The following is a 13,550-nucleotide window of genomic DNA, read 5'->3' on the forward strand; positions in this document are numbered from 1 at the left end:
ATAGGACCGGTTTAGCTATAGTGCCGGTTTCAAACGCTGGGCCGAGGGAGCCGCCAATATGACCACACCCCCCGTCGGGATCATTATGGGAAGCCAATCTGATTGGCCCACCATGTCCGAAGCTGCCAAATTACTGGACGCCCTTGAGGTGCCCTATGAAACGCGGATTGTATCGGCGCATCGCACGCCGGACCGTCTGTGGGATTACGGGCGCAGCGCGGTAGACCGGGGGCTACAGGTGATCATCGCGGGCGCCGGTGGGGCCGCGCATTTGCCCGGCATGATGGCCTCCAAAACGCGGGTCCCGGTGATCGGCGTGCCGGTGCAAACCAAGGCGCTGTCAGGTGTGGATTCGCTCTATTCCATCGTGCAAATGCCGCGTGGGTTTCCCGTGGCGACCATGGCAATCGGGGCCGCAGGGGCTGCCAACGCAGGCCTGATGGCCGCAGGTATTCTGGCCCTGCAAGATCCCGCATTGGCCGCCCGGTTGGATGCATGGCGCACCGCACTGTCTGCCGCCATCCCCGAGGTGCCCGTTGATGACTGATCCATTGCCAACAGGTGCCACAATCGGGATATTGGGCGGTGGGCAATTGGGCCGCATGCTGTCTGTTGCCGCCGCACGTCTGGGCCTGAAAACGCACATCTTTGAACCCGGCGCAGAGCCACCCGCAGGTCACGTGGCCGATCAGATCACCACGGCGGCCTATGAAGACACCGACGCCCTGACCCGCTTTGCGCGCAGTGTCGATGTAGTTACCTATGAATTCGAAAACATCCCGACCGCGGCCCTCGATGTTGTCGAGGCGATTGTGCCTATTCGCCCCGGCCGCGAGGCCTTGCGCGTCAGCCAAGACCGCCTGACCGAAAAAACCTACCTTCAAGATCTGGGGTTGTCTGTCGCCCCTTTTGCCGATGTGATCGACATAGCAACCTTGACCGCTGCCACGGATCAGATCGGCCTGCCTGCGATCTTGAAAACCCGGCGTTTTGGGTATGATGGCAAAGGTCAGGCGCGGCTGACATCTGCGGCTGACATTGATCAGGCTTGGGCCGATATGGCCGACCAACCCGCCATATTGGAAGGGTTCGTGAGCTTCACCCAAGAGGTGTCGGTGATTGCTGCACGCAGTGCGCAGGGCGATGTGGCCTGTTTTGACCCCGGCGAAAACGTGCACCACGATGGTATCTTGCATAGCACAACGGTACCCGCCCGGTTGAGCCCTGCGCACCGCACCGATGCGATCTTGATTGCGGCCAAGATATTAAATGCATTGGATTATGTTGGTGTTCTCGGGGTCGAGCTTTTCGTGACCAAATCTGGGTTGATCGTCAACGAGATCGCCCCGCGTGTGCATAATTCGGGCCATTGGACCCAAAACGGCTGTGCGGTTGATCAGTTCGAACAACACATCCGGGCGGTGGCGGGTTGGCCGTTGGGCGATGGCGCGCGTCATGCCGATGTGGTGATGGAAAACCTGATCGGCGCCGACATGGACCGCGTGCCAGAACTGGCCCGTGAACCCAATGCCGCGCTGCATCTTTATGGCAAAGCCGAGGCCAAGCCCGGCCGCAAGATGGGGCATATCAACCGGATCACCGGTGCGCCATCGCGCTAGGCCGGAAAGAACCGATCGGCGATGTCGCCTGACATGTAGCTAAACCGCCCGGCCACCATGGTGGCCGCCACACGGTGGGTGAACGCGTCTAAGATCACGATGTCAGCGCGGTTTCCGGGCGTCAGCACGCCCCGGTCGTGCAACCCTAACGCCCGCGCGGGCCCCTCAGACACCAACCCCCAACTGGTCGCAAAATCGGCCACGCCGCTGTGCGCCAACATCAACGCCGCCCGGCGCGGGCTGGGGTAGTGATAGTCAGAGGCCAGCGCATCGCACACCCCCATCGTGATCAGATCGAGCGCAGAGACATTGCCATTATGCGACCCGCCGCGCACGACATTTGGCGCACCCAAGATGACCGTGTCACCTGCAGCGCGCGCGGCCTCTGCGGCGTCTTGTGTTTCGGGGAATTCCGCGACGGTCACGCCCCTGTTGTGCCACAGGGTGCGCGTGTCATGAGTGGTGTCATCGTGGCTGCCCATCCGAATACCGCGCGCTTTCAGCTGGGCGCACAAGGTGTCTAGCGCGGCCGACACCGCATCAGATTGCGCGTGCAGTTTGTGCATCATCGCAAGGTGGTCATCCGGGTTGCGCCCGGCCTTGAGCGCCTGCCCCACCATGCGCGGCGGCTTGCGCCCTTCGGCCAAACGCTGATGCGGTAGGTGGTCGTTGAACACCACATACCCCGCCTGCCAGTCGGACATCAGATCAGGCAGCCGGTTGTAAAGATCCAACAGATGGGTTTCAAACCGCAGTTGCGCCCGCAGATCCGTTACCAACGTCGGGGCAGTGTCGCGGATCGCGGCGAAGACCTGATCTGCGAACTCCAACCCGCGCAGCCCGCCTTCCCAACTGACAAACTGAGCCAAAACACCGGTCGTGATACCGTTGGCGGCCAATTCTGCTTCGGCGGCGACAAGCCCTTCCGCCATCTGTTTCATCGCGCCGCGCCGCGGTGCCAGATGCCGTTCAAACCCATCGCCATGGGCATCCACGATCCCCGGCAACACCAGATAACCCTGCAAACGCACGCACGGGCCGGTGCATTGCGTGGCAATCTGACCCCCTGCGATAGATAAATCGGCCTGCACCAGCCCATGTGGCTGCAACACCTGCGCGCCTTGAAATTTAAGGTCGGCCAATGAGTGCTCCTACATCGGGCACACAGGTGGCATCCGGGCAGCCCAATTGAGACAAAACCGCATCGAACCAACTGATTGATCGATCAAATTGACCGGTGTTCAAAAACGCCATGGTTTGCGCGATCACGCGCGGGTTGTTCATCATAAACGTGTGCGTCACCGGTAATTCGATGTGGTCCTTCATGCCCTCGACGCGGGTCGCTTCGACAGACACTTTGCCGTCGTCCGGGCCCGGCAGCAGCGACGAAAAATAAGGGTTGAGCGACTGGTTTCCCGCGATCACCCCCAGCTCAAAGGAAACGGCCGGCAGACGGCGCGGCAGGTCTTCTGGGTCGGTGCCAAGCTGCGCGCCCGCAGGCCCGTTGATCCAATCGAAGGCTTCGATACCATCAAGCGCATCAACCACTTCGCTGCCCTGATTTGGCGGCGCCAACATCACAACACGCCCAACCCGGTCAGGTGCCGAACTGCTGACCCATTGCCGCAGCAAAATCCCCCCCATCGAGTGGGTCACAAAATCTATTCTCTCGCGCGGGCCACATTGCGCGACGGCGCGCGGCAAGGTCTGTTCAACCAGATCCGCAACCGGCGCCTCTGTCGAAGGGTAGCCCGGACGCACAACCGTGTAGTTTTCAGCGCTCAGCGCGGCTTCCATCAGGGCGAACGAGAACTCCGTCCGCGCCAGCCCGTGCAACAGCACCACGCATCGCGCATCCACACTGGAGGCCGCGATTGCAAACACAAACGATGCCAAGACTGTTTTGTATGCTCTGGTCATACGCATTCAGATAGTGCCATTGTTGGGTTCACAAAAGAAGAACGTCGCATCAAATTGGAAAAAAGATCCGTTATGTCTCCAAAACCCGTTCGATTGGCCGCACGTGCCGTGATCGTGCATGATGATAGGATCCTGTTGGTCAACGCTTGGGCAAATGGGCAAAGCCGGTTGCTGTGTGCGCCGGGCGGCGGTGTTGAACCAGGCGCGTCGTTACCAGATAATTTAACGCGCGAAATCCATGAGGAAACCGGCCTGCATGTGACGGTTGGGGCCGTCTGTTTGGTGAATGAATTCCACGATCCGCGTACCGGTTTTCATCAGGTCGAGGTGTTTTTTCGCTGTGCGATAAAGGGCGACACCCAGATTGCCGCCGACTGGCAAGACCCCGAGCGGGTCGTCACCGATCACATTTGGGCCAAAGAAAACGAGATGCCTGACCTTTTGGTCAAGCCCGACAGTCTTGCAGGTATTGCGTTTCGGCCAGAGGGTCAGATTACCTACGATCCTTTGGAAGAGATCGTGATGTGACAGCCAAAGCGATCCCGCAGACCACTAAAATGGCGGCAATCGCGACGGCCAAGCTTACCGCTTCGCCCAATAGGACGGCGCCCCCCAACAATGCGATGATCGGCACGCTCAACTGCACGATGGGAGCAAGGTTTTGCGGTAATTGCGGCAACACCCGGTACCACAACGCATAGCCCCACCCCGACGTGACCCCGCCGCACATCACCGCAAGCCCCCACCCTATCACAGTGGCATCGGCGATCGCGCTGAACCAGATTAGCGTCGCGGTGACGATGGGCAGACATAAAATAAAGTTAGCAGTCGTGGCCGCCAAAGGGTCAGGTTCTGCGCGCCCTGAAAGCGTGTAAATGGCCCAGCCAATCCCTGCGGCCACCATAAGGGCGGCCCCCGTTGGATCTGACGTGCTATGTGCCCCCGGCCACAGCGCCAAAGTGAGGCCAGAAAACGCGATAGTCGCGCCCATCAGTTGGCGGCCCGTTGGCCGTGTGCCCGTCGCCGTTGTAAAGGCGAACATGAAAATCTGCACCACGCCAAACATGACAAGCGCGCCCAAACCCGCGTCAAGCGTCAGATATGCCAATGAAAATCCGACCATATACACCGCAAGGCTTAATGCCCCGACTGCGCGGCGGCGATGAAAGAGTTGCAGGTGGTTCTTTTTGGCCACGATGATCGCACCCAGCACCACGGCCCCCGCCAGAACACGAAGTATGGCAAAGCCGGTGGGATCAATATGACCACTATCTACCGCCATCCGCGTTAAGATTGAATTGGCGGCAAAGGCCGTCATGGTGAAAACGGAGAGGATCAAAAGCTGCATTTGGCGTGCATACCCTGTCCGCCGAAGCGGGCCAAGGGGCAGGCGGTGGGACGGCTCACAAAAGTCCGCGATATTCTGCACGATTTTCGATTTACGGCAAACATATGCGACGCCCAAATTCGGTGAAATATTGCGAGTCTGGTGTCTGTGCGGGTCCTTAGGTGTAGTGCCGGTTTCACCGCCCACAAACGTGTACGCTGTGTTCTTTTTGCCGCTGAAGGAGCATGCGAATGTCTGAACGATCTCAGATCGCAACTGATAGCGCCTGTTTTGTGGATCTTTCGTGGAGCTGCCGTACGGTCGTGACACACTGCGAGGTGTCAGCCCGTTGCACGCCCTAGCGCACAAGGTATCGCTGGGCTTAGAATTGCGACAGTCAGAATATTCACCTAAACTCCTCCATGGTCACGGGATGTGTAGGCACCCTGGCCCCCAAAGTCGGGTCTGTATTCGATGCGTTGTTAGTGGGTCGCAGGGTCGTTGACGTTTCATAAATCCGTAAGACCTGTGGTGTTCGCTCTCCGCAAGCGGAAAATCCAAAATAAGTACTTTTTGGCCTTAAGTTACATTTAAGAAAACCAAGGTGGCCCGTATTAACCTGTCGACATTAACGGCAAAAGTATGAGCAAGGCGTAAAGGTGGAGGCGTACGTATCACAGATTAAGTGTCACCCGAGACGCCGCTGTACGCCAAAATGCCACACCGCGCATTGTCGGCTTGTAGATATTACGCTCAGATGTTGATGAGATCTCAGCCGCGCAAGCGCACCTCAAACTGACTACCTCGACCATCGGCGTCGTTTTTCAAGATGCGTGCATCTCCGCCATAGAGTTGGGCAATTTTTCGCGTGATCGCCAAGCCCATACCACTGCCTTCAACTTCATCACGTGGTCGCAGCGTGGTCATCGCAGCAAAAATACGATCATGGAATGTCTCGGGGATACCCGGCCCGTCATCGCTAACAGACAGCACAGCATCAGACCCAGATTTCTTGCACCTGACCACCACGGTTCCTGCGTTGCCATCGTGATGCTTTATTGCGTTCGAAATCAAGGCTGTTAGCAGTGTCAAACTGTCCTGTTCACCCATCGTGATGGTATCACACTCAAGATCCCTAAGGACGGAAAACCCGGTTGGAACCGGCATTTCTTCTAAGACATCATCAAGCGCTTCATTGAGGTTCACCTCTACGACTGCTTGCATGCGCCCGACACGCGAAAAGGCCAATAAATCTACCAACATACGGTCTAAACGTCCCGTATGACGGTTCATTAGGTCTATACTGTCGGCAACCGAACCGTCAATTTTCACGCCAGCCTCAGCCAAGTCTTCAACAATCCACTGCGGCAACTCAATGAGTGCGCGCACCGAATTGCGGACATCGTGGCTGATTAAATAGATGAAATCTTCGAAATCACTTGATGCGGTTGGGGGCATCTCAGGTTCGATGGAAGAAGTCACACCCGTGGGCAATGCGTTGGCGGTCATCAGATGATATTCCTGAAACTACGTGATAAGCCTACGATAGCGCGGAGCATTGAAGACACAGTTAACAAAGCAAAGCTTCGGGCATCCATTGGATCTTTCAGGTACGGCCTCACCGCCGCGGGATACCGCCCGCACAATTGTTGCCAGCGTGGAATTTGCTCTCGACGGCCCCACCTGCTGGTGATCATATCCCATAACTGCGCGACACGTTTCAAGACGCGCGCGGTCGCATCATCCCCTTGAATCGCCTCTACCAATGCCTCGTTCAGCACCCTGAAATATTCCGACTGACCCTTTAGGCAGAGGTCAGGAGTGGCCTCTTCGAGACTGACCTTGCGAACGTCCAAAAAAGGTTGGGAACACACCTTCTGAATAGTCGCGTCGTCGTAATGCTCCGGGCGGTTTGGATCAAAAAACCACCTGCCTGCCGGACCGATCTGGCCGACAGATCCGGGCTCGATGCGAAAAGCGCAAACAGATTCCCTAGCCGCGGTTGGCGGAATACGCGATTGACCACATAGCTCCATCCTGGCCAATAGCACCGCCTGGCGTTGGTCCGAAACAAAGACTATCACGCAATGGCGACCCCGGCGCGTGATAAGATTTTTGCGCGCCAGCCCAACCGGTATCACAATAAACGCTGTCGCGCCTTTAGGCATCCCAGTATTCAACGAACTTCTGAGAATCAACGCCGAGGTGAAGGTAGGGGCCAACGTTGATCATGTCTTCAAGCACCGCCAACCCTTCTGGGGTATCAAGCTGGCGCGTCATATCTGGCGAAAAAGGTCAGATCCCATAGCTATGCAACAACACCCAGTATCCCCACCCCAAATACCCGGATGCACTGAATAAAAGCCCCCACATATTCTCGGCACGCCGGTGGAACCAAGCAATCTGGAGATCAAGTTCGGCCCACGTTTTGGGTATGTCCAACGCATTCCCAAAGGTATCGGCGTAACGGCCGGCTTCATCTGTATTTCAAAGCATATCTTTGCGGTAAAACAGTAAATAGGCGTCGCCATCCGCCTGGAACCCATACGTTTGCCGATCAAAACTGTCGCCAAGACTGTAAATCATACCATCGCGGAACCCCGCCGGTTCATGGATCTTTGCGAGATCATCAAGCGGGCGCAGCACATTTGATGCCACAAGATCAACCAAACCGAATGTTGCGTGGCAAAGCGACGTCAAAACGACCATCAGCTGCAATATCTTCCAACGTAATCTGGGCTGTTAACGCTTTTGAAACAAAACTGCGCAATGCAATTTTAACACCAGTCATATTGGTAAATGCAGCCGCAATCGGGTGTAGATAATGTTGCGATCCATTCGGACAAAGCACAACAAGCGTTTGATCGGTCTACCCACTGTTTTCGCGGACCCATTGCGCGACTTTTTCATGCAAGGGCCTGCTAGACTGGCCTAAAGACGCCTGTGGCAACATCGTCGCGGCCCCGGCAGCTATGCCAGATTGTATCACATGGCGGCGCGTGAAGGTCGTATCACGGTGTGAGGTTCGATCTGACATCTTGGTTACTATCCTCGGTTTAGGATCGAGATTACCCACGCGCATTTAAGATCGACTTAATCCTTGAATGGTATGCCGGGCCCGTGAATGAAACCAACATCTCCATGCCGGTACACCGCAAGTTTTTCTCCGGAATTGTAGCGCGACTAAGGCTGCTTTTACTCATCTTGGGCGGGGTGACTGCCGCTGCATGTTTTGCCAGTTTCACACAGTTGAGGGAAATATCCTCCACGCATCAGGCGCTTATACGCGATGCGTTGCCAGTGCTCACCCAAACGCGGGTGGTGGAACAAGAGCTTGGTGAAATATTTCTAGCGCTCCAAAATGCGGGGCATCTTGGAGATACAGAACACCTAATATCCGCCAAGTTGGACCTTAGCCGTCGCATAGATCGTTTCAAAGACAACGTTTTGAACGTAACCCAAGCAAGTGGCGGCAGCGGTCTATCGGTGCGTATGGCCCGCTTGTTGACTGAACTGGAAGCATCCATTGATCAGCTTTTCACCCAACAAGCGATTTTGTTCGAAACAGACCTTAAGATTGCGCGGCTGGAAGAGACAATAAACGAGACCGGTTCACAAGCCAGTGATGCATTGCGAACCCTACGATATGATCTAACCATACGCATTGACACGTTGCTGGATGATGCTCGGTTAGGTGCGACCCCCGAAGCGAAATCAATTGACCAGTTGTTTTCTGATTTATTCCTAGGGGCCTTAAATTTGAATAGCTTAGCCATAGATTTGGACGCTGTGATCGACACCAGCCTATTTGATCAAATCTCGGGCGGTCAGAATAGCATTGAACAAATGCGTACAAATTTGGAAGATAAGCTGGGGCGAGTGGCGGCATTGCTGCCGCAACTTCGCCCCAGCGCTCAACGCACAGAACTTGCAGACCTGACGTTGCAGTTGAACGCTTATATTCTCGGCGAAAAAGGACTGCTGGCCCTTGGAGTGACAAGACTAACACATCAAGAAAAGATGTTAATCCTTCAACAAACGCGCTCTAACATGACGCGTGACGTTTCCGTTTTCATAGAGACCATTGTTAATACCGCCCAAACATCGGTCACCGAAAGAGCCGCGGCACTTGACGAAGCCACAAGGCAGCTATCAATCATATTGATGGTATGTCTCTTTTTAGCCGCCACTTGCACGTTGATCGGAAACTCGATCATCGTTGAAAAGCAGGTGAACCGCCGGATGGGCCGCCTTGACGAGGCCGTGCGCGCCATCGCCGGTGGGGACCTAGACCATCCTATCGATGTGGATGGACAGGACGAGCTTGGCGACATTGCCCGCGCGCTGCATGTCTTTAAAGAAAACGCAGAAGAATTGGGACGATCCAATGTGGATCTGGAACGGTTTGCGTATGTTGCTGCCCACGATCTGCGATCTCCACTGCGCGCGGTGCATGATCTCGTCGAATGGACGATCGAAGATGAAGAGAATGTGCTGTCGCATGAAAGTCGTGAATATCTGGATATGATGCAAAACCGAACAAAACGACTAGACCGTCTGCTCACGGATCTTTTAGATTACGCGTGTGCCGGGCAGGACGAACAAGATCTCGCCACCCTCACGCTCAGTAAACTGATAGATCAGGTTACGAATTTACTAAACCCACCTGCGGATTTCTCTATTCGAATGGTTGGGGATGACCTCACGGTCAAAACATATCCAACGCCACTCACACAGGTTTTGATAAATCTGATTGGCAATGCGATTAAACATCACGATCAACACGCCGGAAATGTTACGATCTCGGCGTCTTTCGTGGCTGATCGTTTGGTCGTGAATGTAACGGATGACGGCCCTGGGATTCCTCTCGCCTACCAAGAACGGGTTTTTGAGCTTTTTCAAACCTTACGACCACGTGATGAAGTTGAAGGCAGCGGTTTGGGGTTGGCAATTATTCGGAAAATAATCGACCGATATAGATCTACACTTACTCTAAAATCCGATCCTGAGATCACGCGTGGAACGTGTTTTAACTTTGATTTTCCGGCTGAACTCATAGCAGTCACGTCCCCCCTTCCCGCCACCAAAGCAGCATGAAACGCGCAAGACCTCAGAGAAAGAGATCGCAATGGAAGATACGACCAAAGCCGCAACCTTTCTGCTCGTCGATGATGATGCGATCAGCATCATGTCCATGAAACGCGCGTTAAAAAAGCTAAAAATCGTGAACAACACGGTGGTCGCGAAGGATGGTCAACAGGCGTTGGAGATCCTCTGCGCGGCCGCGGACGAAGCGGCAGGCAAACTGCCTCCATTCATTGTAACCTTGGACCTGAACATGCCGCGTATGAATGGCCTGGAATTTCTAGAAGCCGTTAGAGCGGATCCACGTCTGCATCGACTGGTCGTCTTCGTCTTCACGACATCCGACATGCCCCATGATATTCAGTCTGCATACAGCAACAACGTCGCCGGCTATCTGGTGAAGGAAAACCCAAGCGAGACCTTTGCCGAAGCTCTCGAAATGCTAGGCACGTATTCCCGGATCGTGGAGCTGCCAGCCTAGCACCGCCGCCCAAACCTACGTCCGCTCTGGGAAAACCCACCCATCAACATGCGGTTGGCATCGCAATTGTGATAATGTTCGCCCTTGCGCTCCTCGAAAGCAATCAGACCACGTTAAAATCGTTACGCTGTGGCAATAAAAAAGGGCCCGCCATCCGGCGAGCCCAATATAAGACCGATGGTCTGGCTGATTACATCATGCCGCCCATGCCGCCCATGTCCGGCATGCCACCGCCAGCGGGTGCACCGTCTTTGGAAGGTTTGTCTGCCACCATGGCTTCTGTCGTGATCAAAAGACCTGCGATAGAGGCCGCGTCTTGCAACGCTGTGCGCACGACTTTGGCCGGGTCAATCACACCGAATGCGAACATGTCACCATATTCTTCGGCTTGTGCGTTGAAACCAAACTTCAGGTCGTCACTTTCGCGGATTTTGCCTGCAACGACAGAACCGTCGACGCCTGCGTTTTCAGCGATCTGGCGCAGCGGTGCTTCGAGCGCCTTGCGCACGATAGAAACACCAACGCTTTGGTCGTTGTTGTCGCCGGTCAAACCTTCGAGCATTTTGCCCGCCTGAACCAACGCAACACCACCGCCAACGACGATGCCTTCTTGAACAGCGGCACGTGTCGCGTTCAATGCATCGTCCACACGGTCTTTGCGCTCTTTCACTTCGACTTCAGTCATGCCGCCAACGCGGATCACAGCAACGCCGCCTGCCAATTTGGCAACACGTTCTTGCAGCTTCTCACGGTCGTAGTCAGACGTGGTCTCTTCGATCTGCGTGCGGATCTGCGAAACGCGTGCTTCGATCTCGGCCTTTTCGCCCGCACCATCAACGATCGTTGTTTCGTCTTTGGTGATCTGAACTTTCTTGGCAGACCCCAGCATGTCCATGGTCACGGATTCGAGCTTCATGCCCAGATCTTCCGAGATCACTTGACCGCCTGTCAAAATCGCAAGGTCTTGCAGCATCGCTTTGCGGCGATCACCGAAACCTGGCGCTTTAACGGCTGCGATTTTCAGACCGCCGCGCAGTTTGTTGACAACCAAAGTCGCCAGCGCTTCACCTTCGACGTCCTCAGCAACGATAACCAGTGGTTTTTGCGACTGGATAACTTGCTCCAACAGCGGCACCATTGGCTGCAGCGAAGACAATTTCTTCTCGTGCAACAGGATGATCGCGTCTTCCAGCTCGACAGTCATTTTGTCGGAGTTAGTGACGAAGTACGGGCTCAGGTAACCGCGGTCAAACTGCATGCCTTCGACAACATCGGTCTCTGTTTCCAGACCTTTGTTCTCTTCGACAGTGATCACGCCTTCGTTGCCGACTTTTTGCATCGCATCTGCGATTTGCCGACCGATTTCGCTCTCGCCGTTTGCCGAAATTGTACCAACCTGGGCAACTTCGTCGCTGTCGCTGACAGGGCGGGCTGCGGATTTGATCGCGTCAACAACTTTCGCTGTCGCCAGATCGATGCCGCGCTTAAGGTCCATCGGGTTCATGCCAGCGGCAACCGATTTCATGCCTTCTTTAACGATAGCTTGGGCCAGAACTGTTGCTGTCGTTGTGCCGTCGCCGGCTTCGTCATTGGTGCGGCTGGCCACTTCTTTGACCATCTGCGCGCCCATGTTTTCGAACTTGTCTTCCAGTTCGATCTCTTTGGCCACGGATACACCGTCTTTGGTGATGCGCGGTGCGCCGAAGGATTTGTCCAGAACCACGTTGCGGCCTTTGGGGCCGAGCGTGACTTTGACCGCATTGGCCAAGATGTTCACACCAGCGAGCATCCGGTTGCGGGCATCTGTGTCGAATTTGACGTCTTTTGCCATGTGTTTTCTCCTCTTGAGAATATCTAGTCGCGGGTCGTCATGTCAGATCAGAGCAGCGCGGTGGCTTACTCGATGATCCCCATGATGTCGCTTTCTTTCATCATCAGCAGCTCTTCACCGTCGAGAGTGACCTCTGTACCGGACCATTTGCCGAACAGGATTTTGTCACCGGCTTTTACAGCCATATCGATCAGCTCGCCGCTGTCCTTGCGCGCGCCTGCGCCGCAAGCCACAACTTCACCTTCGGAAGGTTTTTCTTTTGCACTGTCGGGGATGATCAAACCACCCGCAGTTTTCTCTTCGCTTTCTGTGCGGCGCACAAGCACCCGGTCATGAAGCGGTTTCAATGCCATCTTTGTAGCTCCTTAAGGCTCAAAGTTACTCCCAAAAGATCCGGGGAACATCTTCACCCGGACCGTTAGCACTCACATCAGTCGAGTGATAACGCAGCATAGCTAGGCACCGACCCAACCGGTGTCAACACCCGCCACGGCAAAAAATGCGTACGCCCAATGGCACATCATCACGACCCACAGGTCAGTCGCCTTCCCAACTGTAGGCCCAATGCACCAACCCCTTACGGCCCTCATCTGTCAGCCCGTAAACACCCCGCGAAAGACGTTCAAACCAACCATAATGGTTGTCCGCCATCAACCGCGTCGCCACGGGAACCGCCACCGCCTTGGCCACGTCGGCGCCGCGGCTTGGCCCGTGATCGGCCAAATGAGCCGCACACCGCAACGCATCTTGCCTGTAGGATGTCACCAGTCCAAGCCGCGTTTGACCGCCTGCGTTCGGATCCCCACTGCGGCGGGTAAACTCCTTTAGCAACAGCGCTTTACGCTTGGTAGATTTGCGAGGCGCACGGCGCTCGGGATCGCAATGCACCGTCACGAACCCATCAGAAAGACGCACAGACATCACACCCAGGCCCAGCCTGCGCGCCAACGCCACCGCTTGCTTGCGCGCCTTTTGCGCACGTTTGCCCGGCAGATGCGCCACCGCCATATACACCGTATCTGTGATCGTCATCCGGTCTACGCATTGGTAAAACAACGCCAGTGACACCGTTAGTTTCAGCTCTACGATCACCGGGTCTTCGCCCTCCCGGATCGCCACAACATCTGCCGCGCCAATCTCGCCTTTGACCTCATAGCCCTGCGTCTCCAACAGGGATTTGACCGGGGCATATAGGTCCATTTCCCGCGGTTGCGGGGCGTTCTTTGGTGATGATTTGGGAATCGGCTAAGACCTTTACGACAAAACGAAGCACTTAATATATGCGGC

Annotated in this window: 14 protein-coding genes; 5 read left to right on the plus strand and 9 right to left on the minus strand. The window is 55.5% G+C overall.

What is annotated here, in order from left to right; translation table 11 throughout:
* Positions 1-58 precede the first annotated feature (58 nt).
* Positions 59-547 carry a 5-(carboxyamino)imidazole ribonucleotide mutase gene (purE, locus tag ABJH13_RS09980; RefSeq protein ID WP_348406064.1) on the plus strand — a complete coding sequence of 163 codons (489 nt, stop codon included), beginning with the start codon at positions 59-61 and terminating at the stop codon, positions 545-547.
* Positions 540-1,619 (plus strand): 5-(carboxyamino)imidazole ribonucleotide synthase, encoded by a 1,080-nt coding sequence (locus ABJH13_RS09985; protein WP_348406065.1) that lies wholly within the window; start codon positions 540-542, stop codon positions 1,617-1,619. The genes purE and ABJH13_RS09985 overlap by 8 nt, the downstream gene beginning before the upstream one ends.
* Here ABJH13_RS09985 and ABJH13_RS09990 read toward each other — a convergent pair.
* Together ABJH13_RS09990 and ABJH13_RS09995 are read right to left on the minus strand one after the other, a co-directional pair.
* Positions 1,616-2,761, minus strand: a complete 1,146-nt coding sequence (locus tag ABJH13_RS09990; protein ID WP_348406066.1) for an alpha-D-ribose 1-methylphosphonate 5-triphosphate diphosphatase — start codon at positions 2,759-2,761, stop codon at positions 1,616-1,618. The two genes, ABJH13_RS09985 and ABJH13_RS09990, sit on opposite strands and share 4 nt — an antisense overlap.
* On the minus strand, positions 2,748-3,539 hold the full coding sequence (locus tag ABJH13_RS09995; RefSeq protein ID WP_348406101.1) for an alpha/beta fold hydrolase: 792 nt from the start codon (positions 3,537-3,539) through the stop codon (positions 2,748-2,750). Before ABJH13_RS09995 ends, ABJH13_RS09990 begins: the two co-directional genes overlap by 14 nt.
* Positions 3,540-3,611: 72 nt before the next feature.
* On the opposite strand from ABJH13_RS09995, the gene ABJH13_RS10000 reads away from it, so the two are divergent.
* A complete protein-coding gene (locus ABJH13_RS10000) occupies positions 3,612-4,067 on the plus strand; it encodes an NUDIX domain-containing protein (protein WP_348406067.1) in 456 nt (151 codons plus the stop codon).
* Here ABJH13_RS10000 and ABJH13_RS10005 read toward each other — a convergent pair.
* From ABJH13_RS10005 to ABJH13_RS10020, 4 genes are all read right to left on the minus strand, one after another.
* A complete protein-coding gene (locus ABJH13_RS10005) occupies positions 4,033-4,887 on the minus strand; it encodes a DMT family transporter (protein ID WP_348406068.1) in 855 nt (284 codons plus the stop codon). The genes ABJH13_RS10000 and ABJH13_RS10005 overlap by 35 nt on opposite strands.
* Positions 4,888-5,637: 750 nt before the next feature.
* Positions 5,638-6,375 (minus strand): HAMP domain-containing sensor histidine kinase, encoded by a 738-nt coding sequence (locus tag ABJH13_RS10010; protein WP_348406069.1) that lies wholly within the window; start codon positions 6,373-6,375, stop codon positions 5,638-5,640.
* Positions 6,375-7,088, minus strand: a complete 714-nt coding sequence (locus tag ABJH13_RS10015; protein ID WP_348406070.1) for a hypothetical protein — start codon at positions 7,086-7,088, stop codon at positions 6,375-6,377. The genes ABJH13_RS10010 and ABJH13_RS10015 overlap by 1 nt, the downstream gene beginning before the upstream one ends.
* Before the next feature lie 265 nt (positions 7,089-7,353).
* Complete coding sequence (locus tag ABJH13_RS10020) at positions 7,354-7,575, minus strand: hypothetical protein (RefSeq protein ID WP_348406071.1); 222 nt, start codon at positions 7,573-7,575, stop codon at positions 7,354-7,356.
* Between the two features lie 411 nt (positions 7,576-7,986).
* On the opposite strand from ABJH13_RS10020, the gene ABJH13_RS10025 reads away from it, so the two are divergent.
* Both ABJH13_RS10025 and ABJH13_RS10030 read left to right on the plus strand, forming a co-directional pair.
* The gene (locus tag ABJH13_RS10025; protein ID WP_348406072.1) at positions 7,987-9,963 is read left to right on the plus strand and encodes an ATP-binding protein; all 1,977 of its coding nucleotides are present in this window, start codon (positions 7,987-7,989) and stop codon (positions 9,961-9,963) included.
* A 31-nt stretch (positions 9,964-9,994) separates the two neighbouring features.
* Positions 9,995-10,432, plus strand: coding sequence for a response regulator (locus ABJH13_RS10030; protein ID WP_348406073.1), 438 nt, complete (start codon positions 9,995-9,997; stop codon positions 10,430-10,432).
* A gap of 190 nt (positions 10,433-10,622) precedes the next feature.
* On the opposite strand, the gene groL is transcribed toward ABJH13_RS10030, so the two are convergent.
* The 3 genes from groL to ABJH13_RS10045 form a co-directional block, all read right to left on the minus strand.
* Positions 10,623-12,263 carry a chaperonin GroEL gene (groL, locus tag ABJH13_RS10035; RefSeq protein WP_348406074.1) on the minus strand — a complete coding sequence of 547 codons (1,641 nt, stop codon included), beginning with the start codon at positions 12,261-12,263 and terminating at the stop codon, positions 10,623-10,625.
* Between the two features lie 65 nt (positions 12,264-12,328).
* On the minus strand, positions 12,329-12,616 hold the full coding sequence (gene groES, locus ABJH13_RS10040) for a co-chaperone GroES (protein WP_299778057.1): 288 nt from the start codon (positions 12,614-12,616) through the stop codon (positions 12,329-12,331).
* A gap of 184 nt (positions 12,617-12,800) precedes the next feature.
* Positions 12,801-13,463, minus strand: coding sequence for a DUF2161 family putative PD-(D/E)XK-type phosphodiesterase (locus ABJH13_RS10045; RefSeq protein ID WP_348406075.1), 663 nt, complete (start codon positions 13,461-13,463; stop codon positions 12,801-12,803).
* Positions 13,464-13,550 lie beyond the last annotated feature (87 nt).

The organism is Roseobacter sp. (assembly GCF_039970775.1).
Taxonomy (GTDB): domain Bacteria; phylum Pseudomonadota; class Alphaproteobacteria; order Rhodobacterales; family Rhodobacteraceae; genus Roseobacter.

Excerpts from the sequence above, each read along its gene's own strand:
- ABJH13_RS10005 (WP_348406068.1), bottom strand. The coding sequence starts at position 4,887 with ATGCAGCTTTTGATCCTCTCCGTTTTCACCATGACGGCCTTTGCCGCC.
- ABJH13_RS10045 (WP_348406075.1), bottom strand. The coding sequence starts at position 13,463 with ATGGACCTATATGCCCCGGTCAAATCCCTGTTGGAGACGCAGGGCTAT.
- ABJH13_RS10010 (WP_348406069.1), bottom strand. The coding sequence starts at position 6,375 with ATGACCGCCAACGCATTGCCCACGGGTGTGACTTCTTCCATCGAACCT.
- ABJH13_RS09995 (WP_348406101.1), bottom strand. The coding sequence starts at position 3,539 with ATGACCAGAGCATACAAAACAGTCTTGGCATCGTTTGTGTTTGCAATC.
- ABJH13_RS09985 (WP_348406065.1), top strand. The coding sequence starts at position 540 with ATGACTGATCCATTGCCAACAGGTGCCACAATCGGGATATTGGGCGGT.
- purE (WP_348406064.1), top strand. The coding sequence starts at position 59 with ATGACCACACCCCCCGTCGGGATCATTATGGGAAGCCAATCTGATTGG.
- ABJH13_RS10000 (WP_348406067.1), top strand. The coding sequence starts at position 3,612 with ATGTCTCCAAAACCCGTTCGATTGGCCGCACGTGCCGTGATCGTGCAT.
- groES (WP_299778057.1), bottom strand. The coding sequence starts at position 12,616 with ATGGCATTGAAACCGCTTCATGACCGGGTGCTTGTGCGCCGCACAGAA.
- ABJH13_RS10020 (WP_348406071.1), bottom strand. The coding sequence starts at position 7,575 with ATGGTCGTTTTGACGTCGCTTTGCCACGCAACATTCGGTTTGGTTGAT.
- groL (WP_348406074.1), bottom strand. The coding sequence starts at position 12,263 with ATGGCAAAAGACGTCAAATTCGACACAGATGCCCGCAACCGGATGCTC.
- ABJH13_RS10030 (WP_348406073.1), top strand. The coding sequence starts at position 9,995 with ATGGAAGATACGACCAAAGCCGCAACCTTTCTGCTCGTCGATGATGAT.